20 protein-coding genes are annotated in these 20950 nt (G+C 57.1%); 14 read left to right on the top strand and 6 right to left on the bottom strand.

Annotation, left to right across the window (positions count from 1 at the left end; genetic code table 11):
• The first annotated feature begins 61 nt into the window (after positions 1 to 61).
• The 6 genes from lysS (at position 62) to ACI7MX_RS01090 (ending at position 5667) form a co-directional block, all read left to right on the top strand.
• The gene (gene lysS / locus ACI7MX_RS01115) at positions 62 to 1564 is read left to right on the top strand and encodes a lysine--tRNA ligase (protein WP_405586161.1); all 1503 of its coding nucleotides are present in this window, start codon (positions 62 to 64) and stop codon (positions 1562 to 1564) included.
• Positions 1565 to 1659: 95 nt separating this feature from the next.
• On the top strand, positions 1660 to 2376 hold the full coding sequence (locus ACI7MX_RS01110) for a TetR family transcriptional regulator (protein ID WP_314486301.1): 717 nt from the start codon (positions 1660 to 1662) through the stop codon (positions 2374 to 2376).
• 12 nt (positions 2377 to 2388) lie between these two features.
• On the top strand, positions 2389 to 2937 hold the full coding sequence (locus ACI7MX_RS01105; protein WP_405586165.1) for a hypothetical protein: 549 nt from the start codon (positions 2389 to 2391) through the stop codon (positions 2935 to 2937).
• Between the two features lie 23 nt (positions 2938 to 2960).
• Positions 2961 to 4238 (top strand): flavohemoglobin expression-modulating QEGLA motif protein, encoded by a 1278-nt coding sequence (locus ACI7MX_RS01100; RefSeq protein ID WP_314486297.1) that lies wholly within the window; start codon positions 2961 to 2963, stop codon positions 4236 to 4238.
• Positions 4239 to 4429: 191 nt separating this feature from the next.
• Complete coding sequence (locus ACI7MX_RS01095) at positions 4430 to 5347, top strand: alpha/beta hydrolase (protein ID WP_314486295.1); 918 nt, start codon at positions 4430 to 4432, stop codon at positions 5345 to 5347.
• Positions 5344 to 5667 carry a hypothetical protein gene (locus tag ACI7MX_RS01090; RefSeq protein ID WP_314486293.1) on the top strand — a complete coding sequence of 108 codons (324 nt, stop codon included), beginning with the start codon at positions 5344 to 5346 and terminating at the stop codon, positions 5665 to 5667. Before ACI7MX_RS01095 ends, ACI7MX_RS01090 begins: the two co-directional genes overlap by 4 nt.
• 415 nt (positions 5668 to 6082) lie before the next feature.
• On the opposite strand, the gene ACI7MX_RS01085 is transcribed toward ACI7MX_RS01090, so the two are convergent.
• Entirely contained in the window at positions 6083 to 6862 is a 780-nt protein-coding gene (locus tag ACI7MX_RS01085; RefSeq protein ID WP_314486291.1) for an OmpA family protein, read from the bottom strand.
• Positions 6863 to 6928: 66 nt separating this feature from the next.
• Positions 6929 to 7342, bottom strand: a complete 414-nt coding sequence (locus ACI7MX_RS01080; RefSeq protein WP_405586170.1) for a DUF4398 domain-containing protein — start codon at positions 7340 to 7342, stop codon at positions 6929 to 6931.
• Positions 7343 to 7610: 268 nt separating this feature from the next.
• Between ACI7MX_RS01080 and ppc the strand changes: the two genes are divergently transcribed.
• From ppc to ACI7MX_RS01055, 5 genes are all read left to right on the top strand, one after another.
• Positions 7611 to 10241 (top strand): phosphoenolpyruvate carboxylase, encoded by a 2631-nt coding sequence (gene ppc / locus ACI7MX_RS01075; protein WP_405586173.1) that lies wholly within the window; start codon positions 7611 to 7613, stop codon positions 10239 to 10241.
• A 274-nt stretch (positions 10242 to 10515) separates the two neighbouring features.
• The gene (gene adk / locus ACI7MX_RS01070) at positions 10516 to 11163 is read left to right on the top strand and encodes an adenylate kinase (RefSeq protein WP_405586176.1); all 648 of its coding nucleotides are present in this window, start codon (positions 10516 to 10518) and stop codon (positions 11161 to 11163) included.
• A gap of 95 nt (positions 11164 to 11258) precedes the next feature.
• Positions 11259 to 11936, top strand: coding sequence for a tRNA (adenosine(37)-N6)-threonylcarbamoyltransferase complex dimerization subunit type 1 TsaB (gene tsaB, locus ACI7MX_RS01065; RefSeq protein WP_314486287.1), 678 nt, complete (start codon positions 11259 to 11261; stop codon positions 11934 to 11936).
• Positions 11937 to 12037: 101 nt separating this feature from the next.
• Entirely contained in the window at positions 12038 to 12334 is a 297-nt protein-coding gene (locus ACI7MX_RS01060; protein ID WP_405586179.1) for a hypothetical protein, read from the top strand.
• A 4-nt stretch (positions 12335 to 12338) separates the two neighbouring features.
• On the top strand, positions 12339 to 13208 hold the full coding sequence (locus ACI7MX_RS01055; protein ID WP_314486283.1) for a DUF72 domain-containing protein: 870 nt from the start codon (positions 12339 to 12341) through the stop codon (positions 13206 to 13208).
• Here ACI7MX_RS01055 and ACI7MX_RS01050 read toward each other — a convergent pair.
• Positions 13205 to 13825, bottom strand: a complete 621-nt coding sequence (locus ACI7MX_RS01050) for an energy transducer TonB (protein ID WP_314486281.1) — start codon at positions 13823 to 13825, stop codon at positions 13205 to 13207. The genes ACI7MX_RS01055 and ACI7MX_RS01050 overlap by 4 nt on opposite strands.
• 93 nt (positions 13826 to 13918) lie before the next feature.
• Between ACI7MX_RS01050 and ACI7MX_RS01045 the strand changes: the two genes are divergently transcribed.
• On the top strand, positions 13919 to 14701 hold the full coding sequence (locus ACI7MX_RS01045; RefSeq protein ID WP_314486279.1) for a class I SAM-dependent methyltransferase: 783 nt from the start codon (positions 13919 to 13921) through the stop codon (positions 14699 to 14701).
• A gap of 190 nt (positions 14702 to 14891) precedes the next feature.
• Here the strand turns inward: ACI7MX_RS01045 and ACI7MX_RS01040 are convergent, their stop codons facing one another.
• Positions 14892 to 15530 carry a TetR/AcrR family transcriptional regulator gene (locus ACI7MX_RS01040; protein ID WP_314486277.1) on the bottom strand — a complete coding sequence of 213 codons (639 nt, stop codon included), beginning with the start codon at positions 15528 to 15530 and terminating at the stop codon, positions 14892 to 14894.
• Between the two features lie 90 nt (positions 15531 to 15620).
• Here ACI7MX_RS01040 and ACI7MX_RS01035 point away from each other — a divergent pair, with 90 nt between their 5' ends.
• A complete protein-coding gene (locus tag ACI7MX_RS01035) occupies positions 15621 to 16721 on the top strand; it encodes an efflux RND transporter periplasmic adaptor subunit (RefSeq protein WP_405586184.1) in 1101 nt (366 codons plus the stop codon).
• Positions 16722 to 16726: 5 nt separating this feature from the next.
• The gene (locus tag ACI7MX_RS01030; protein WP_405586187.1) at positions 16727 to 19792 is read left to right on the top strand and encodes an efflux RND transporter permease subunit; all 3066 of its coding nucleotides are present in this window, start codon (positions 16727 to 16729) and stop codon (positions 19790 to 19792) included.
• 196 nt (positions 19793 to 19988) lie between these two features.
• Here ACI7MX_RS01030 and ACI7MX_RS01025 read toward each other — a convergent pair whose 3' ends face one another.
• Both ACI7MX_RS01025 and ACI7MX_RS01020 read right to left on the bottom strand, forming a co-directional pair.
• A complete protein-coding gene (locus tag ACI7MX_RS01025) occupies positions 19989 to 20390 on the bottom strand; it encodes a YbaY family lipoprotein (protein WP_314486273.1) in 402 nt (133 codons plus the stop codon).
• 165 nt (positions 20391 to 20555) lie between these two features.
• Positions 20556 to 20810 carry a hypothetical protein gene (locus ACI7MX_RS01020; protein ID WP_405586190.1) on the bottom strand — a complete coding sequence of 85 codons (255 nt, stop codon included), beginning with the start codon at positions 20808 to 20810 and terminating at the stop codon, positions 20556 to 20558.
• Between the last annotated feature and the right edge of the window lie 140 nt (positions 20811 to 20950).

The following is a 20950-nucleotide window of genomic DNA, read 5'->3' as shown; positions in this document are numbered from 1 at the left end:
AAGCCCGCTTCCCCCTGCCGCAAGGCGGGGGTAACAGAACTGTGACGGAATTTTTAAAGACATGAGCGACCAACAACTCGATCCGCAAGACCTGCAACAGGAAGAAAACGCCCTGATCGCCCTGCGCAAGGAAAAACTTGCCGCTCAGCGCGCCAAGGGCAATGCCTTCCCGAATGACTTCCGCCGTGAAAACTACTGCGCTGACTTGCAGAAGCAGTACGCCGAAGCGACCAAGGAAGAGCTGGCAGAAGCCGCGATCTCGGTCAAGGTTGCTGGTCGCATCATGCTTAACCGTGGCTCGTTCATGGTGATTCAAGACATGACCGGCCGCATTCAGGTCTATGTCAATCGCAAGACCCTGCCGGAAGAAACCCTGGCCGACGTTAAAACTTGGGACCTGGGCGACATCATTGCCGCTGAAGGGACGTTGGCCCGCTCCGGTAAAGGCGACCTGTACGTTGAAATGACTAACGTGCGCCTGCTGACCAAGTCGCTGCGTCCGCTGCCGGACAAGCACCACGGTCTGACCGACACCGAGCAGCGCTACCGTCAGCGTTACGTTGACCTGATCGTTAACGAAGACGTGCGCCACACCTTCCGTGTGCGCTCGCAAGTCATTGCCCACATCCGCAGCTTCCTGATGGCACGCGACTTCCTGGAAGTTGAAACGCCGATGCTGCAAACCATTCCGGGCGGCGCGGCAGCCAAGCCGTTTGAAACCCATCACAATGCACTTGATATGGACATGTACCTGCGCATTGCGCCGGAACTGTTCCTCAAGCGTCTGGTTGTCGGTGGTTTCGAAAAAGTGTTCGAGATCAACCGTAACTTCCGTAACGAAGGCGTTTCGACGCGTCACAACCCAGAATTCACCATGTTGGAGTTCTATCAGGCTTACGCCGATTACGAAGACAACATGGACCTGACCGAAGAGCTGTTCCGCGAATTGGCGCAACTGGTTCTGGGCACAACCGACGTGCCGTACGGCGACAAGGTGTTCCACTTCGGCGAACCGTTCGTGCGTCTGTCGGTGTTCGACTCGATCCTCAAGTACAACCCTGAGCTGACCGCTGAAGACCTGAACGACATCGACAAGGCTCGCGCCATCGCCAAGAAGGCCGGCGCCAAGGTGTTGGGCTTTGAAGGTCTGGGCAAGCTGCAGGTGATGATTTTCGAAGAACTGGTCGAGCACAAGCTGGAACAGCCGCACTTCATTACTCAGTACCCGTTTGAAGTGTCGCCGCTGGCCCGTCGTAACGACGAGAACCCGAACGTGACCGATCGCTTTGAACTCTTCATTGGCGGTCGTGAAATTGCCAACGCTTACTCCGAGTTGAATGACGCAGAAGATCAGGCTGAGCGTTTCATGGCTCAGGTTGCGGACAAGGACGCCGGTGACGACGAAGCCATGCACTACGACGCTGACTTTGTGCGTGCTCTGGAATACGGCATGCCACCGACCGCCGGTGAAGGCATCGGTATCGACCGTCTGGTCATGCTGCTGACCAACTCACCCTCGATTCGTGACGTCATCCTGTTCCCGCACATGCGTCCACAGGCGTAACATTGCTTTATTAAGAAGCCGCCGCTAGAGGCGGCTTTTTATTGCCTGTTTGACGGCATCTGCGGGATTACTTTTAACGCTAAAAGGAATTTATCGTGAACCTTGTCAGGTCTTCAGAAGGTGCGGCCGATGTCGCGGTGGCCGTGGCCGAAAGTGTTCAATACCAAGGCCGCAAGGCCAGCCGCCAGGGCAGTGAGCAGCGGCGCCAGCTGATTCTCGATGCCGCCATGAGGATTGTGGTGCGTGACGGGGTGCGTGGTGTACGGCACCGGGCGGTCGCCGCTGAAGCCGGGGTGCCGTTGTCGGCCACGACTTACTACTTCAAAGACATTGACGACCTGCTCAATGACACGTTCGCTCAATACGTGGAGCGTAGCGCTGCCTTTATGGCCAAGCTGTGGCAAAGCACGGAAGGCAAACTGCGCGAACTGGTCGCCAAGGGCAATGGCAGTGCGCAATCACGCGCGGCGTTGGCCGATGAAATCGCCTTGATGGTCGCGGAGTACCTCCAGCATCAATTAATCACCCGCCGTGATTATTTATTGGCAGAGCAAGCCTTCCATCAAGCAGCGTTAATCAACCCGCGATTGGCCGCGCTGGTTCGTTCGCACCAGCAAATTTTCCTGCAGGGCACCGGCCAGATATTTGAAGTGCTAGGCTCCACGCAACCTCAGCACGATGCCAAAGTGTTGACGGCGATTATCGGACGGATGGAATATCAGGCGCTACTGGATGGCGCGCAGCTCGAAGCGGATGACGACCGTCTGGCTATTCTCACGCGCTACATGCACTTGGTGTTGGCCGCTCTATAGAAGGAAGCAGGCATGAAAGTTTGGCGCGTAATGCTCATGGCATTGTCGTTTTTGATGTTGAACGGGTGCCTTGTGACCTTTAGTCAGGCGCCGTTGATTGCTCAGCCGGCGCCAAAGCAGCTGTTGGGTAAATGGGTCAGCAAGGATGCCTGGGGCCAGGCGCGTAATCTTGAGATCAGTGCCGTCGACAAAACGCACTATCAGGCGGTTGCGTATCCCAAGGGTGAGCCCAAAGTCCGCGAACGTTATCCGTTTATCGTCGCTCGCCACGGCAGTCGTTGGTATGCCTCGGCAATGCTGCCGGCAAAACTGGGGGGTCATTACACGTTGAGCGGTTTTGAACTGACCGATAACGGTGAGCTGGTGATTTACGATCTGGACCTTGATCAAATCAAGCAAGCCATCGGCCAGTCAGTGTTGAGTGGCGACCCGGTCGAAACCGCCGAAGGCGCCGGGACTGTGATCAAAAGCCCCTCAGCCGAAGTGTTTGCCTACCTGGACGACCCGGCCAACTCCGACGTCTTTGTCGAAGCGGCCCGCTATAAGCGCGTGGCCAAGTAAGCCATTTATTGAAGGAGCTGCGGGTGGACGACTACCAGCGCACGATACGCACATTGTCAGACCGTATTGTGCTGGCACAAACCCCTATCCGTGTACTGGATGCGGTGAAGTGGGATGACAGCATCCGCCAGGGCTTTCTCAAGGCCAAGGGCAAGGAGATGCCAGCCGTCACGCGTGAGTATTACCAGGGGCGGCCACTGGCCTTCGATTCTGCGGCGGTTAAATCCGAATTTCAGAACATCGAGCGCGACATCACCCGCCAACTGGGGCAGTTCAACCCGGTCGGGCAGATTATGCGACGTATGTGCAAAGAGTACCGGATGGTGGTGCGCATGCTCGAAGCGCGAGGCTCTGAAGACTTCGGGCTGATTTCCCAGGAGCTGTATGGCGCCGCCTCTGACGCCTTCCATGCCGGAGACCCGACGCTGGCTGATCTGGGGCTGATGATGTCGGATTACCTGGACAACATAGACGGCCATGGTGCGCTTAAGGACGAAGCCAAAACCTTGACCGCCAAAGATGCCGTGAACATGCTGCAAACCCGATTGAACAAAGTGTTTGGCGAGGCCGAAGAAACCATTCGCGTGTTTGAATCGGACGGCATTGTTGCGGACGCTGCGGCGGGTGCGGACTACATCAAGATTCGTACTGACGCGATGTTCAACGAGCGTGACGTTCGAGCGCTGGAAGTGCATGAAGGGCTGGTGCACGTGGGCACCACATTGAATGGGCAAAACCAGCCCATCTGTACCTTTCTGTCCAAGGGGCCGCCGTCGTCAACGGTCACTCAGGAAGGCTTGGCCATCCTTATGGAAGTCATCACCTTCGCCTCGTACCCCAGCCGTCTTCGCAAACTGACTAATCGCACGCGTGCCATTCATATGGTGGAGGAGGGCGCGGACTTTATGCAGGTGTACCAGTTCTTCCGCGAGCAAGGCTTCGAAATGGCGCAAAGCTATGGCAATGCGAGTCGGGTTTTCCGTGGATCGGTGCCCAATGGCCTGCCATTCACCAAAGACCTGTCCTACCTCAAAGGTTTCATCATGGTTTACAACTACATTCAGTTGGCCGTGCGTAAAGGCAAACTGGAACAAGTGCCGCTGTTGTTCTGCGGTAAAACCACCCTGGAGGACATGCGTACCTTGCGCCAGTTGGTCGATGAAGGGTTGGTGGTTGCGCCTAAGTATTTACCGGATCAGTTCCGCGACATGAATGCGCTTTCAGCCTGGATGTGTTTCTCCAACTTCCTCAACCACCTGAGCCTGGACCGTATCGAGGCGGACTATTCCAATATTCTTTAAGGCTTGCTTGCTTGCTTGCTTCGTTTCGTAGCAGCTGCCGAAGGCTGCGTCCGATTGCGCAGCGATCGTAAACCCTCAGGTTGCGGTCAACCTGAAGCTGCGCGCCGCTTGAATTCACGACGACTCCGTCGCCGGACGCCGCCTGCGGCAGCTGCTACGGGGTATGTCATCCTCACGCGAGTATTCAATTGATGAAAACCCTGGCTGCACTCTGCCTGCTGTTAGCCCTCAGCGGATGCAGTTCACTGCTGTTTTATCCTGAGCCTGGCCAGCCGATCACGCCCATTGCGGCCGGTCTGGACTATCGCGATGTGACGCTGACGGCCGCTGATGGCACGCGCCTTAGCGGCTGGTGGCTACCGGCTAAAAAAGGTGTGCCCCTTAAAGGCACCGTGCTGCACTTGCATGGCAATGGCGGCAATCTGGCCTATCACTTGGGCGCCACCGCCTGGTTACCCGAGCAAGGCTACCAAGTGCTGATGTTTGATTATCGTGGCTATGGCTTGTCTGCAGGCTCGCCCACGTTGCCCGCTGTCTATCAGGACATCGACGCCGCTTTCAAATGGTTGCAGCAACAGCCTCAAGCGCAAGGTCAGCCGCTGATCGTGTTGGGGCAAAGTCTGGGCGGGGCGATGGGCGTGCATTACCTGAGCCAGCACCCTGAGCAGCGCGAACGTCTTAAAGCGATGATCCTCGATGGCGTGCCGGCCAGTTACCGCGAAGTAGGGCAGTTCGCCTTGAGTACGTCGTGGTTGACCTGGCCCCTGCAAGTGCCGTTGTCGTGGTGGGTGCCGGATGCTGACAGCGCGGTGTATGCAATACCCCAGGTGACGGGTGTGCCCATGCTCATCTTCCACAGTCTGGATGACCCGATCGTCCCGCTCTCCAATGGTCTGCAACTGTATAAGGCGGCACCACCACCCAAGGTGCTGCAACTGACCCGCGGTGGCCATGTGCAGACGTTTGCCGATCCTATCTGGCGTCAGGTGATGCTGCGCTATCTGGATGACCCGCAGCATTTCGATGGCGTCCGTCGGCTGGGGGAAATCCCCAATTACCCGGCGCCCCTGAATTCCAATAAAGCGATACAACCCGAGAGTTCGCAATGAGTGAAGAGCGTAACGCCATTCCCCTGATCATCACCGGTATAGGCTGCATCATCGGCACCGTCGGTTGCCTCTGGTATTACGGCTACCTGCATTTCGCCAAGCCTGAAGATGCTTTGCTGTTGAGCGACTTCACCATGCTCAAGACGATTCCTGGTGAAGACTACAAAGTGTCTCTGACGCCGGCCAAGGAAGTGGCGCAATGTATTGACGGGGTTATCGTGCTGTTTGATACCGAGCAAAAAGGGCTGACGGGGGTGTTGGTCAATAACAAGAAACAGGCGGTTCGTTGCATTGCACAGAGCAAAAGCCCCTCACCCTAACCCTCTCCCAGGGGGAGAGGGGACTAAAAGCTAGAGCAAGTCTTCGTAACCCCGCTGAACAGCCCTTCTCCCAGAGGGAGAGGGGACTAAAAGCTAGAGCAAATCTTCGTAACCCCGCTGAACAGCCCTTCTCCCAGAGGGAGAGAGGACTTAAGGCCAGAGCAGATCTTCGCAACACCGCTGAGCAGCCCCCTCTCCCAGGGGGAGAGGGGACTAAAAGCTAGAGCAAATCTTCGTAACCCCGCTAAACAGCCCTTTCTCCCAGAGGGAGAGAGGACTTAAGGCCAGAGCAGATCTTCGCAACACCGCTGAACAGCCCCCTCTCCCTCTGGGAGAGGGTTGGGGTGAGGGTCGCGTTCCTACAGACAACAAAAAACCCCGCCTGATTGCTCAGGCGGGGTTTTTGATCAAGCGCTTACTGCATCGACGAACGCGGCGCTACCGGCTGGTTGTCGTTGGAGATGGTCACTTCAACGCGGCGGTTTTGAGCACGGCCCGAATCGGTGGCGTTGCTCGCTACCGGGTATTCCTTGCCATAGCCCTGAGCCACGATGCGGGTAGGGTCTACACCAGCCTTAACCAGTGCCGTACGCACGGCTTCAGCACGACGCTCAGACAAAGTCTGGTTGAAAGCAGCCGAACCGACGCTGTCGGTGTAACCCTCAACAATCACCTTGCGATCCGGGTTCTGGATCAGGTAATTGGCCAGCGTGTTGATGTTGTTGCGCGAGTTGGGTTGCAGGTTGGACTTGCCGAACTGGAACAGCACGTCACCAAAGGTCACCAACGTACCGCGCTCAGTTTGCTTGGCATTCATACCGCGAAGCGCTTTGATCTGGGCGTCACGCGCATCCAGCAGCGCCTGTGCACGGTCAGAACCGGAGTTCTTCAGTTTGTCTTCAGCCGTGCGCAACGCGATGGTTTGCTTGGCGACTTCAACGCGCTGGTTCGTCAGGTAAGCCAACTGGTCGACTTTAGCGTCGTCCTCTTTATTCAGGTAGGCCTTTTCAGCCTTGTCCAGCCACTCGCTGGCGTCTTTGGTTTCCAGCGCTGCAACCTTGGTGGCTTCAGGGTTGGTTTGCAGGGCCGAGAAGTTGGTCTTGGCATTTTCCAGGTTGACGTTTGGCTGGTGCGAGCACGCGGCCAGACCAACGCTCAGGGCCAACAGGGCAGGAATCATGACTTTATTGCGCATAATGTTTAGTCCTTTCTATCAATTAGGAATGCTGGGGCGTCAGGTGCAGTCAAAAAAGGGCGGCGATTACTTAAGGCCGCGCATGCCTTCTTGACGCAGTTGCTGAACGGCTTTTTGAGCATCCTGTGCAGCTTTCTCGGCTTTAGCAGCCTGCGCTTTGCGTTCTGCTACGCGAGCATCCCACTCAGCCTGTTCTGACAGGCGACGGGCGTCTTCGTAGTTCTTGTCGTGCATGGCCAGCTCAGCTTCTTTGAGCTTGTCCTGGGCTGCTTTCATTTCTACCGGGGCGTATTCGGTAGCCCCAGCACTCACGGCGTTATTCACAGCGGACTGAGTGACGGCGTATTGCTCTGTCGGTGGGTTACCCGCGCAACCGGCCAGAACGAAGCTGGTACCGATTGCCAGGGCAGCCAGTTTCAGACCGCGCAGGCGAGGTGAGGTGGTTTTGACAGTGCGGGTCATCATGGTCTTCAACTCCATTGGGAAGCTCCTAATAAACATCGAATCCATCACACCAGAGGCGTTGCCGAGTGAGTTGGAACACACGTTCCAGCAGTGATGGTTAATGGGTGTGACCCGAGCGGTTTTTGAATAGTTCAAAATAAAAGGTGGCAATTGGCCTAAAAAATTCCTGACTGATCGGTCAGGCATTTAATCCCCATTTGCCGCCTCCGCGTCTTGTCAAAAGCAACCTTTGCAACGACTCTTGAAGCACGAACATCCCCGCACACTGCCGGAGAATTTGCTGATGACCGATATTGATGCACGCTTGCGCGATGATGTTCATCTTTTAGGTGAACTGTTGGGCCACACGATTCGTGACCAATACGGCGACGCATTTCTCGCCAAGATCGAGCGGATCCGCCAAGGCGCCAAGGCCGACCGGCGCGGCACGACCGGTGAGGAGTTGAGTGAAATTCTGGGCGCCTTAAGCGACGAGGAAGTGCTGCCTGTGGCGCGGGCGTTCAACCAGTTTTTGAACCTGGCCAATATCGCCGAGCAATACGAACTCATCCATCGGCGTGAAGAAGGTCAAGCCCAGCCCTTTGAAGCACTGGTTTTGCCTCAGTTGCTCAATCGTCTGCTGGCTGAAGGGCATAAACCCGAAGCGCTGGCTCGGCACGTCAGTCGTCTTGAAATTGAGCTGGTGCTGACGGCGCATCCCACCGAAGTGACCCGGCGTACGTTGATCCAAAAGTACGACGCGATTGCCGAACAGCTGGCCGCTCAGGATCACCGTGATCTGACCCTTGCCGAAAAATCAGAGATTGAACAACGCTTGCAGCGGCTAATCGCCGAGGCGTGGCACACCGAGGAAATTCGTCGTACCCGGCCAACGCCGATCGATGAAGCCAAGTGGGGCTTTGCGGTGATCGAGCATTCACTCTGGCACGCCGTCCCCCATATGTTGCGCAAGGCCGATAAAGCGCTGCATGCGGCCACCGGTTTGCATTTGCCACTGGAGGCAGCACCGATCCGCTTTGCTTCCTGGATGGGCGGCGACCGCGATGGCAATCCGAATGTCACCGCCACCGTAACCCGCGAGGTGCTGTTACTGGCTCGCTGGATGGCCGCTGATTTATACCTGCGCGACATCAACAAATTGGCGGCCGACCTGTCGATGCAACAAGCTACGCCGCAATTGCTGGCGCAGGCGGGGGAGAGTGCCGAGCCGTATCGGGCGGTCTTGAAACAACTGCGCGAACGCTTGCGGGCCACCCGCAACTGGGCGCATAACGCGTTGAACAGCACGCAGGACGCAGGGCCAGAGGTGCTACTCGACAATCGCGACCTGTTGGCGCCTTTGCAGCTTTGCTATCAGTCGCTGCACGCCTGCGGCATGGGCGTGATTGCTGACGGCCCGTTACTCGATTGTTTGCGCCGTGCCGTGACCTTCGGCCTGTTTCTGGTGCGTCTCGATGTCCGTCAGGATGCAGCACGGCACGCCTCGGCCATGACAGAAATTACCGATTATCTCGGTCTGGGAGGCTATGAAGACTGGGATGAGGATGCACGTCTTATTTTCCTGTTGCGCGAATTAAGCAACCGCCGCCCGCTGTTACCCGGTTACTTCAAGCCCAGTGCAGATACCGCAGAGGTGCTGGCCACCTGCCGTGAAGTGGCGGCTGCCCCGGCCGCCTCTTTAGGCTCTTATGTGATATCGATGGCAGGCTCGGCCTCGGATGTTCTGGCAGTTCAACTGCTGCTCAAAGAGGCGGGACTTGAGCGTCCGATGCGCGTTGTTCCGTTGTTTGAAACGCTGGCCGACCTCGACAATGCCGGGCCTGTCATTGAGCGTCTGTTGCTGTTGCCGGGTTATCGGGCGCACCTGCAAGGGCCACAAGAAGTGATGATCGGTTACTCCGATTCGGCCAAGGATGCAGGCACCACGGCGGCCGCCTGGGCGCAATACCGGGCGCAGGAAGCGCTGGTCAATATCTGTCACGAGCAAGGTGTTGAATTGCTGCTGTTCCATGGTCGGGGGGGCACCGTGGGGCGTGGTGGCGGCCCTGCACACGCGGCCATTCTGTCGCAGCCGCCGGGCTCGGTGGCGGGGCGCTTCCGCACCACCGAACAGGGCGAAATGATCCGTTTCAAGTTCGGCCTGCCGGACATTGCCGAGCAAAACCTCAACCTGTATCTGGCGGCAGTGCTCGAAGCCAACTTGCTCCCGCCGCCTCTGCCAGAGCCAGGTTGGCGGACGTTGATGGACGAGTTGGCGGCCGACGGGGTCAAGGCTTACCGTGGCGTCGTGCGCGATAATCCGCAGTTCGTCGAGTACTTCCGCCAGTCCACTCCGGAGCAGGAGTTGGGCCGCTTGCCGCTGGGCAGTCGCCCCGCCAAGCGTCGTGCAGGGGGCATTGAAAGCCTGCGCGCCATCCCGTGGATATTTGGCTGGACCCAGACCCGTCTGATGTTGCCCGCCTGGCTGGGCTGGGAAACAGCGTTAAGTCAGGCCTTGGCACGGGGCGAAGGTGAGCAGTTGGCGCGCATGCGTGAGCAGTGGCCGTTCTTTCGCACGCGTATCGACATGCTGGAAATGGTGTTGGCAAAAGCAGACGCTGATATTGCGCGGCTCTATGACGAGCGTCTGGTGTCTGCCGAGTTGCTGCCATTGGGTGTGCAGCTACGCGACTTATTGTCGCAGGCGTGTTCCGTGGTATTGGGTTTGACCGGCCAGTCTCAGTTAATGGCGCATAGCCCCGAGACACTGGAATTTATCCGTTTGCGCAATACCTACCTTGACCCTCTTCATCTGTTGCAGGCGGAACTTCTGGCCCGCTCGCGACGCCAGGAAGCCACTCAGGACAGCCCTCTGGAACAAGCGTTGCTGGTCACTGTGGCCGGTATTGCTGCGGGCCTGCGCAATACGGGTTAAGCCGCGCAGTTGCGTCTGTGCGCAGGAGCCCCGTGCGGTTTTGCGGCTGTTTCCTGCGCCGGCGCGATCCTCTATTGCGGGTTGTACCCTGTGACACCAAGCCGCAAGGGTGCATTTTCTAGTGTTTTTTCCTACTTTGGCCTGCTTGTGTGGGCCGGGACGGCTGTGTATCTTGGTCAGCCCTTGGCCGTTTTGACGACCATAATCCGATTTTGAGATTGGCCCAAAGAGGCGAGTCTGCTGTCACTTAAATAAAAAATTGAGGAGCATATCGATGCGCGTAATTCTGCTGGGAGCTCCCGGGGCCGGTAAAGGTACTCAGGCAAAGTTCATCACTGAAAAATTTGGCATCCCGCAAATCTCTACCGGCGACATGTTACGTGCAGCCGTTAAAGCCGGAACCGAACTGGGCCTGATCGCTAAAAGCGTAATGGACAGCGGTGCTCTGGTTTCCGATGACCTGATCATCAATCTGGTCAAGGAACGTATTGCTCAGGACGACTGCAAAAACGGTTTCCTGTTCGACGGTTTCCCACGCACCATTCCGCAAGCTGAGGCGCTGGTCAAAGCGGGCGTTGAACTGGATCACGTGGTAGAAATCGCAGTCGAAGACGAAGAAATCGTTCAGCGTATTGCCGGTCGTCGCGTTCACGAAGCGTCGGGTCGTGTTTATCACACGATCTACAATCCGCCTAAAGCAGAAGGCAAGGACGACGTGACGGGCGAAGCGCTGGTACAGCGTAAAGACGACACCGAAGAAACCGTTCGCCATCGTCTGTCTGTTTACCATTCGCAGACCAAGCCGCTGGTAGATTTCTATCAAAAGCTTTCGGCTGCCCAAGGCAAGCCCAAGTACAGCCACATCGAAGGTGTTGGTTCAGTAGAGGCCATCACGGCCAAGGTGCTTGAAGCCCTGAGCTGATAAGTCGGTTTTGCTTTGTGACAACAGCCCGCTTGCGGGCTGTTGTTGTTTATACTGCTGCACTTTTTCCACTTTTGATTTTGACGGGAACACCGATGAGCACCTTGCTGGCCCTGGATACCGCGACTGAAGCTTGCTCTGTTGCCTTGCTGCACGATGGCAAGGTCACGAGCCACTACGAGGTGATCCCGCGCCTGCATGCGCAAAAGCTGTTGCCGATGATCAAAGACCTGCTGGCCGAAGCCGGTGTCGAATTGTCAGCGGTCGATGCGATTGCCTTTGGTCGTGGGCCGGGCGCCTTCACCGGGGTACGGATCGCCATCGGCGTGGTGCAGGGCCTGGCCTTCGCACTGGAGCGTCCGGTGTTGCCGATCTCCAACCTGGCGGTACTGGCCCAGCGGGCCTTTCGTGAGCATGGCGCGACTCAGGTGGCGTCTGCCATTGATGCGCGCATGGACGAAGTGTACTGGGGCTGCTATCGCGAGCAAGCCGGTGAAATGCGCCTGGCCGGAGTCGAAGCGGTATTGCCGCCCGAGGTGGCTGCATTGCCTGCTGATGCCAATGGTGAATGGTATGGCGCGGGCACCGGCTGGGGGTATGCCGAGCGCTTGAGTCTCAAGCCTTATGCGATGGATGCAGGCATGTTGCCTCACGCCGAAGACCTGCTGGCCTTGGCGCGTTTTGCCTGGGCGCGTGGAGAAGCGATTCGCGCAGATGACGCGCAACCTGTGTATCTGCGCGACAAGGTAGCGACCCCCAAAGCCCGGCCGTAACTCGCCCTACACGATCGAATTCGCTCCTGTGCCAGTGCGGCGTATTTGCTAACTTCAGCCAACGCCGCTAAATTGCCGTTATCGCTCCCGAGCATGCAGTCATGCGCATAGACGGCTTTTCCTCTCAGTCTTACCCCATCAAGCGCAAGCCGCGTACAGGCCAAACGCTGATTGATGAGCCGGTGGACGACCCAGACACGGCGGTTGAAAGTGCACCCCAGGCCACTCGGTCGTCAGCTTCGGGCGAGCGTGCCAGTCAGCTCCCCGTGCGCTCACAAGACATGATTTTCCAGCGCGGCATGAGCAAAAATGCGGCCAGCGCATTGGCCAGCTACCTGACGACGGCAGGTTTTGTCGATTGGGAAATAGAAGTGCTGGGGTTGGACCTGTACATTTGAACGCATGAATGATGCCCATCTGCCTTATTACCTCGGTTGCCCGTCCTGGAGTGAAAACGCCTGGCGCGAAGGCCTTTACCCGCACAATGCCCGCCCAGCCGATTTTTTAAGTCTGTACGCGCAAGTCTTCAATGCGGTGGAAGGCAACACGACCTTCTATGCCCGTCCTGCACCTGCCACGGTGGCGCGTTGGGTGCAAAGCGTGCCGGAGCACTTTCGGTTTACCGCAAAATTCCCCCGGGATATCAGCCATGGGGGTGACTTACGCCAGCACCTTCATGCCGCGCAAGATTTCCTTCAGTTGTTGCAGCCCTTGGGAGAGCGTGTAGCGCCACTTTGGCTACAGCTCCCGGCCAGTTTCGGGCCGCAGCGGTTGGCCGAGCTGGTGAGCTTTATAGACGCTCTTGAGCGACCCTTGGCCATTGAAGTGCGTCACCCGGAGTTCTTTGCCAGGGGCGAGGCCGAAAAGCGGCTTAACCGATTGCTGATGGAGCGTGGGGTCGAACGCATTTGCCTTGATCCACGGGCGCTGTTCAGTTGCACTTCAGCCGACCCCGCCGTGCTTCACGCCCAAGCGAAAAAACCCAGAGTGCCGCCACGTCCGGCCGCTTTCACGAATTTTCCGCAAGTGCGCTTTATTGGTCGGCCGGAGCTGGAGGCCAATGATCCGTATTTAATCCCATGGGTTGAAAAAGTAGCGGGCTGGATTGAAGAGGGGCGTACCCCTTACGTATTTCTGCACACCCCCGATAATCAACGGGCACCGGAGTTGGCGCGACGTTTCCATCAGCAGTTGAGCGATCGATTACCCGGGTTGCCCGCGTTACCCCAATTGTCCCCACCGCAAACGAGCGAGCAGTTGGGGCTGCTTTAGGCCGCCAAACGCAGGTTGTTGATGATCAAGGGGCGTGCCCAGCCCATATCGAAGTCCATTGCCCGTTGCTGTTCGATCAGGGTCAGTGGGTCGAACGGCTCGGCGGCTTTGTCGAGTAAATCCAGCTCGAACTCGGCAATGGGCAGGTGTAACGGACGAGGCTCAGGAGCCGGGCCGGGATCAGGCAGAGGATGACCGAAAGCCATTACGATGGGGCGTACCCAGGTAGTGGTGAAATCCTGCTGACGTTGTTGCTCGATAATGTCTTCGGGTGGCCAGGGCGTGGCAGGTGGTGGTAACAAATCCAGCTCAAGCTCAGCGATGGGTAAAAACAAGGCTTCAGGTGGTTGCAGCTCTGTGTCCTGCACCTCGCACTGACGCTGGGTCACGATAGTGCCCAGCACCTCACTGCCGCCCTTAGGCTCAACGTTGTCGTCCGCGGCCAATGGTTCGTTGCCCGTCGCCGCTCCATCTTGGACAGTCCCGTGCTCGGCCATCGCCTGGGCGTAGAAGTCTCTCCACAGGTGATTGACGCTGCCCGTGATTTGCGAATTGTGCCGGCCAAAGTCGCCAATCGGGGCGATAAAGCCAATAGAAGTGCAATGAATGTCTGACATAGCTCTCGGTCGACGCCCAGCTCTGGCAAAATGCCGGATATTTCATTTATCGGCAGCGTTTGCCGATCATTAAATTTTTGAGCGTGTTTTTAGATGATTGAGCAAGCAGCGGGCTGTCGCATCAAAGTCGAAGCATTGGGCGAGGCGTATCAGGCCTTGGCCGAGCAGTGGGCTGAACGTCTGGTTCTGCCCTTGGACGAGGCGCACGCCGACTTTGCGTTGCAGGTCGGGGAGCAAGGTTTGCAGTTGCAACAACTGGGCCCCGATGCGCCGGGCCCGGTGCGGGTCGATTTTGTCGAAGGCGGTGCGGCTCATCGTCGATTGTTTGGCGGCGGCACCGGGCAAATGATTGCCAAAGCTGTGGGTATTCAGCAAGGCGTTCGCCCGCGGGTGCTGGACGCCACAGCGGGCTTGGGTAAAGACGCTTTTGTGTTGGCCAGTCTGGGCTGCGAGATGAGCCTGATTGAGCGTCAGCCCTTGATCGGTGCGTTGCTGGAGGATGGCCTGGCGCGCGGGCTGGATGACAGAGAGGTGGCGCCGATTGTGTCGCGCATGCATTTGCTCAAAGGCAACTCGATTGACGTGATGCGCAACTGGGAAGGCGAGCCGCCCCAGGTGATCTACCTTGACCCAATGTTTCCGCACCGTGAGAAAACGGCATTGGTGAAGAAAGAAATGCGTCTGTTCAGGCCCTTGGTGGGGGATGACAACGATGCGCCGGCGTTGCTTGAGGCTGCATTGGCCTTGGCGAGTCATCGGGTTGTGGTGAAACGACCGCGCAAGGCGCCGTGTATTGCCGGGCCCAAGCCGAGCCATGCACTGGATGGTAAATCGAGTCGTTACGATATTTACCCGAAAAAAGCGCTGAAGCCTTAAAGCCCCTCACCCTAGCCCTCTCCCGGAGGGAGAGGGGACTAAAGGCAAGAGCAGGTCTTCGCAACTCCGCCAATCAGCTCCCTCTCCCGGAGGGAGAGGGGACTGACCGCACGCGGCCGAACGATCATCGTGGATAAGCCCCCTCTCCCTCTGGGAGAGGGCTGGGGTGAGGGCCGCGCACGATGCGGTTTCAAACCGGTCGATAAGCCCGCATAAACATCCCCACCACATCCCGCACATGCGCCTCGCCAGCCTCTGCGCTTAAAGGTTCACCATGGCCATACAGCAGGCGAAAGTTTGGGCCGCCTTTGATCAGGCAAAAGAAATGCTCCGCCGCATTGAGGGGCTTTTCAATCTGCAACTCACCCGTCAGGTGAATCTTGCTCAGCAAACGCTCCATCTCAAGCACGACCCGCTCAGGCCCGGCTTCAAAGAAAATGTGTGACAGCTTCGGGTCTTGACTGCCCAGGGTCATCATCAGCCGATGCAGGTTCAGTGAATCCTCACTGTTGATCAGTGTGTAAAACCCGCGGCCAATGTTTAACAGCGCTGATTCAATCGGCGCACCTGCAGGTAACTCAAAAAACAACTCCGGTAACTGCTCAGAACACTTGGCCATGATCGCCGCCGAGAACAGCGTCTCCTTGTCGGAGAAATGGCTGTACACCGTGAGTTTTGAAACCCCCGCAAGGCCAGCGACCGCGTCCATGCTGGTGCTGGCAAAGCCTTTGCTCAGGAAGAGAGATTTAGCCGCTTCAAGGATTAACTGGCGTTTTGCCATGTCCTTGGGGCGCCCGGCTGCACTGGGGGATAAAGGATTGTCAGACATTTCTGTTTATTAGTGGACTGGTGAGTTTGGTATTAATAACATGCCGCGCAGTATAAATATTCCAAGCCCTATTTGCGAAAGGTCATCCCCATGTTGCGCCACGCCTTGCTCCGCGCCGTGCCTGTCTTTTTGGTGTTTCTGTTAACCGCGTGCGGGCAAGAGGAGCCAGTTCACGTCAGCATCAGCCCGGTGTTGGTGGTGCAACCGCAACCTTCAGCATTGGCCAGTCAAAGCTATCCCGGCGAGGTGCGCGCACGTTTCGACCCGCAATTGGCTTTTCGCATCGGCGGTAAAGTCACCCGGCGACTGGTCGACGAGGGGGAGCGGGTCAAGGCTGATCAACCCTTGGCAGAACTGGACCCGCAAGATGTGCGCTTGCAGTTGCAAGCGACCCGCGCGCAGGTTGCGGCGGGTCAGGCCAATTTGAATCTGGTGCGTGCAGAGCGTGATCGTTACAAGACCTTGCTCGATCGTCAGATGGTCAGCCGGTCGCAGTTCGACAACGCCGAAAACCTTTACCGATCCGGTGAAGCCAAGCTCCAGCAGCTCAGGGCTGAACAGGATGTGGCCAGCAATCAGGCCAGTTATGCCGTGTTGCGCGCCCCTCAAGATGGCGTCATCGCACAGCGTCAGGTCGAAGTCGGGCAGGTGGTGGCCGCCGGGCAGACCGTGTTTACCTTGGCGGCCGATGGTGAGCGTGAGGTACTGATCAGCTTGCCTGAGCAGGATTTCGCACGCTTCAAACTAGGGATGCCTGTTTCTGTAGAACTGTGGTCTCAGCCCGGCCAGAATTTCAGTGGCCGTATTCGTGAGCTGTCACCTTCGGCAGATCCTAGATCGAGAACATTTGCCGCTCGTATCGCCTTCCAGGCAGGCAAAGTACCTGCTGAGCTGGGGCAAAGTGCCCGTGTCTACATACAGGGCGAAGGGGCCAGCGCTTTATCGGTGCCGTTGTCTGCCTTGAGTGCGGAAAATGGCGCGACGTATGTCTGGCGTATCACCAAGGGCAATACGCTGGAGCAGGTGCCGGTACAGGTCGGGCCGTTTGGCGAGAAGCGTGTACCGGTGCTCAAAGGTATCAATGCTGACGACTGGATCGTGGCTGCAGGTGTGCATGTGTTGCACCCAGGGCAGGAGGTGCGACCGATTGATCGCTCCAACCGAACGATCAACGTGGCGGCCAAGGAGTAAGCCTGATGGGTTTCAACCTCTCCGCCTGGGCGCTGCGCAATCGCCAGATCGTGCTGTTTCTGATGCTGTTGTTGGCCATTGTCGGCGGCATTTCCTATACCAAACTAGGCCAAAGCGAAGACCCTCCGTTCACGTTCAAAGCCATGGTCATTCGTACGCTATGGCCCGGAGCCACGGCAGAGGAAGTCTCACGGCAAGTCACTGAACGCATTGAAAAGAAGCTGATGGAGACGGGCGAGTACCAGCACATCGTGTCGTTCTCGCGCCCTGGTGAGTCGCAAGTCACCTTTATCGCCCGCGATTCAATGCACGCGGGCGAGGTACCAACGCTCTGGTACCAACTACGCAAAAAAATCAGTGATATCCGTCAGACCTTGCCGCCGGATATCCAGGGGCCATTTTTCAATGATGAATTCGGTACTACGTTCGGCAACCTCTACAGCTTGAGTGGTGAAGGCTATGACTATGCAGTGCTCAAAGACTATGCCGAGCGTATCCAGATCCAGCTGCAACGGGTCAAGGACGTTGGCAAGGTAGAGCTACTGGGGCTGCAAGACGAAAAAATATGGGTCGAGCTGTCCAACCTTAAGCTCGCGACGTTGGGTGTGCCGTTAGCAGCCGTTCAAAAAGCCCTAGAAGAGCAGAACGCCGTATCAACAGCGGGTTTTTTTGAGACGCCAACCGATCGCGTGCAATTGCGGGTCAGCGGCAATTTCAAAACAGTAGAGGAGATCGAGCGTTTCCCGATTCGCGTGGGTGAGCGAACGCTGCGCATCAGTGACGTGGCCGATGTGCGTCGTGGTTTCACTGATCCACCGGCACCGCGCATGCGCTTTATGGGCAATGACGCCATCGGCCTGGCCGTGGCGATGAAAGACGGTGGCGATATTCTGGTGCTGGGCAAGGCGCTGGAAGCCGAGTTTGAACGGGTCAAGAGACACTTGCCGGCCGGGATGGTGTTGAGCAAAGTGTCGGATCAGCCGGCAGCGGTGAAAACCAGTGTGAGTGAATTCGTTCAGGTGCTGGTGGAAGCACTGGCCATTGTTTTGCTGGTGAGTTTTTTCTCGTTGGGTGTACGCACGGGCATGGTGGTTGCGCTGACCATCCCGTTGGTGTTGGCGATGACCTTTGCCACGATGCATTATTTTGGCATTGGCTTGCACAAAATTTCGTTGGGTGCGCTGGTGCTGGCGCTGGGCTTGTTGGTCGATGACGCGATCATTGCGGTTGAAATGATGGCGATCAAAATGGAGCAGGGCTACGACCGGCTCAAGGCGGCAAGCTTTGCATGGACCAGCACGGCGTTCCCGATGCTGACCGGCACGCTGATCACGGCGGCGGGCTTTTTGCCGATTGCAATGGCGCAATCGAGCACTGGCGAGTACACGCGTTCGATTTTCCAGGTAGTGACCATTGCGCTGTTGGCATCGTGGATTGCCGCCGTGGTGTTTGTGCCGTATCTGGGCGCTCTGTTGTTGCCTGATCTGGCCAAGCAGCATGCACAAAAACACGGGACGGGGGCGGGCCTTCCAGACCCGTACACGACGCCGTTTTACCAGCGTATTCGACGGCTGGTGGAATGGTGTGTACGGCGGCGCAAGACGGTGATAGTGCTGACCGTGTGCTTGTTTATGGGCTCGGTGATGCTGTTCAAGTTAGTCCCGCAGCAGTTCTTCCCGGCGTCGAGCCGACTGGAACTGATGGTGGATTTGAAGCTGGCCGAAGGCGCCTCATTGAGTCACACCACGGAGCAGGTCAAGCACCTTGAACGTCTTCTCAAAGACCATCCCGGTATCGTCAACTACGTGGCCTATGCGGGCACCGGCTCACCCCGGTATTACCTGCCGCTGGATCAGCAATTGCCGGCGGCCAGCTTTGCCCAGTTTGTGGTGCTGGCCAAGACTATTGAAGACCGAGAAAGTCTGCGCACCTGGTTGATTGAAACCCTGAACGAGCAATTCCCGGGTGTTCGTTCGCGCGTGACACGTCTGGAAAATGGTCCGCCTGTGGGTTACCCGGTTCAGTTTCGGGTCACGGGTGAGCATATCGAGGAGGTGCGGGCCTTGGCGCGCAAGGTGGCGGTCAACGTCCGTAAGAACCCGCATGTGGTCAATGTGCACCTGGACTGGGAAGAGCCGAGCAAGGTGGTGTACCTCAATATCGATCAGGATCGGGCGCGAGCCTTGGGCGTGAGTACGCAACAGGTATCGAGTTTCCTGCAAAGCACGCTGCTTGGCTCTAGGGTCAGCCAGTACCGGGAAGATAACGAGTTGATCGAGATTTTGTTGCGCGGCACGGCTCATGAGCGCACGGAGTTGTCGTTACTGCCGAGTCTGTCGGTGCCGACCGACAATGGGCAGAGCGTAGCGTTATCGCAAATTGCGACACTGGAATATGGTTTTGAAGACGGCGTTATCTGGCACCGCAATCGGCTGCCTACGGTGACCGTGCGCGCCGATATTTATGGCAAGGAGCAGCCGGCGACACTGGTCGCGCAAATATTGCCAACCCTTGAAGACGTGCGTGCCGAACTGCCTGATGGCTATTTGCTCGAAGTGGGTGGCACGGTTGAAGATTCCACGCGGGGGCAGGACTCGGTAAAAGCGGGCGTGCCGTTGTTTATCGTGGTGGTGCTGACCTTGTTGATGGTGCAACTGCGCAGCTTCTCGCGCATGGTCATGGTGTTTCTAACCGCTCCATTAGGCTTGATCGGGGTGACGTTGTTCCTGTTGCTGTTCGATAAGCCCTTTGGCTTTGTCGCGATGCTAGGCACCATTGCCCTGTCGGGAATGATCATGCGCAACTCGGTGATTCTGGTTGACCAGATCGAGCAGGATAAAGCCGCGGGACTGGATACCTGGCAAGCTATTATCGAAGCGACGGTGCGCCGATTCCGGCCGATAGTGCTGACCGCACTGGCGGCGGTGCTGGCGATGATTCCGTTGTCACGCAGCGTATTCTTCGGGCCGATGGCGGTGGCAATTATGGGGGGGTTGATCGTGGCGACAGCGCTGACGTTGCTGTTTTTGCCAGCGCTGTACGCGGCGTGGTTCAGAGTGAAGAAGCTTTAGAGAAAACGCCCCCTCACCCTAGCCCTCTCCCGGAGGGAGAGGGGATGAAAGCAAAAGCAGATTAATAGTTCACCTGAGATCAAGCTCCCTCCCCGGAGGGAGAGGGGTCTAAAGCTGAAAGCAGATTTGCGCCACTTCCGAGATCAGGCCCCCTCTCCCTTTGGGAGAGGGTTGGGGTGAGGGAGCCCAGGTGCAGTCAGTTGGCGACTGGATTGACGCGCACCCGAATCGGTTGCAATGACTTGGCATTGAGATCGACACCGTTGTGTTCGGTGTTGATAAACAACAGGCGGCCATTGTTTTCGATTCGTGCGCTGATCGCATATCGATGGCCCGGCTTGATTTCGGCAGGGTCATAGGTCAGGTGGAAGGGTAGCGGGATCTGGCCTTTTATCTGGCCGCTTTGCTTGGCCAGCGTCACCGCAGGTGCATCGGCCAGAGAGACATCCTGAAGGCTTACTTCCAGGGTGGCTGTAGTCGGCAGGCCAATACGTTCCAGGTAATACACTTCGCCATCCAGTGTGGCGTGGGGAGACGTGTTCATCGTGCTACAAGCTCCGAGCAATACCGTCAGTCCGAGCAAAAGAATTTTTTTCATGGGATCTACTTCTCCGTTTTCTGGCGCAGATAGTGTGCACTTTATTCAGAAAAGGTTTTTACCATGAAGTTCTGTCAGCACCGTCATTGACGATTGGTATGAGGATAAATACATCAACAAGCCAAAGGGCGCTGCCCATTTGACGTGCTCCGATTTATGGGTGGGTCAGGCGGTGGCGAATACCGACAGTTTGATTTCACCAATGCTGATGGTGATTACCGGATTATCGATAGCCTGTTTTTGGGAAGTGGCGGTCAAAGTGCCAAAGCTGCCAGATGCTGGCTTGATGCTGTTGCCGCCGTGAATGCCATCGTTGCTGATGTCTGGCTTGATGCCGTTGCCACCATGGACGCCGCCGTTGTCAGCGTCTGGCTTGATGTTGTTGCCAGCGTGCACGCCAGAATTGTTTTGTTGGGTCATGAAAGATGTCCTTATCTCTATTAATCAAATGGATGTATGCCAATACAACCGGCATGCATTCAAGACTAGCGACTGTTTGGAAGGGTAAATCAGCAAGAGACGCTTCCATGCGTCTTTGCAGATTTGTCCGAATGTAGACT

This window comes from Pseudomonas sp. 2024-210 (genome assembly GCF_045062345.1).
Taxonomy (GTDB): domain Bacteria; phylum Pseudomonadota; class Gammaproteobacteria; order Pseudomonadales; family Pseudomonadaceae; genus Aquipseudomonas.
This window is presented reverse-complemented; position numbering and strand designations above follow the sequence as displayed.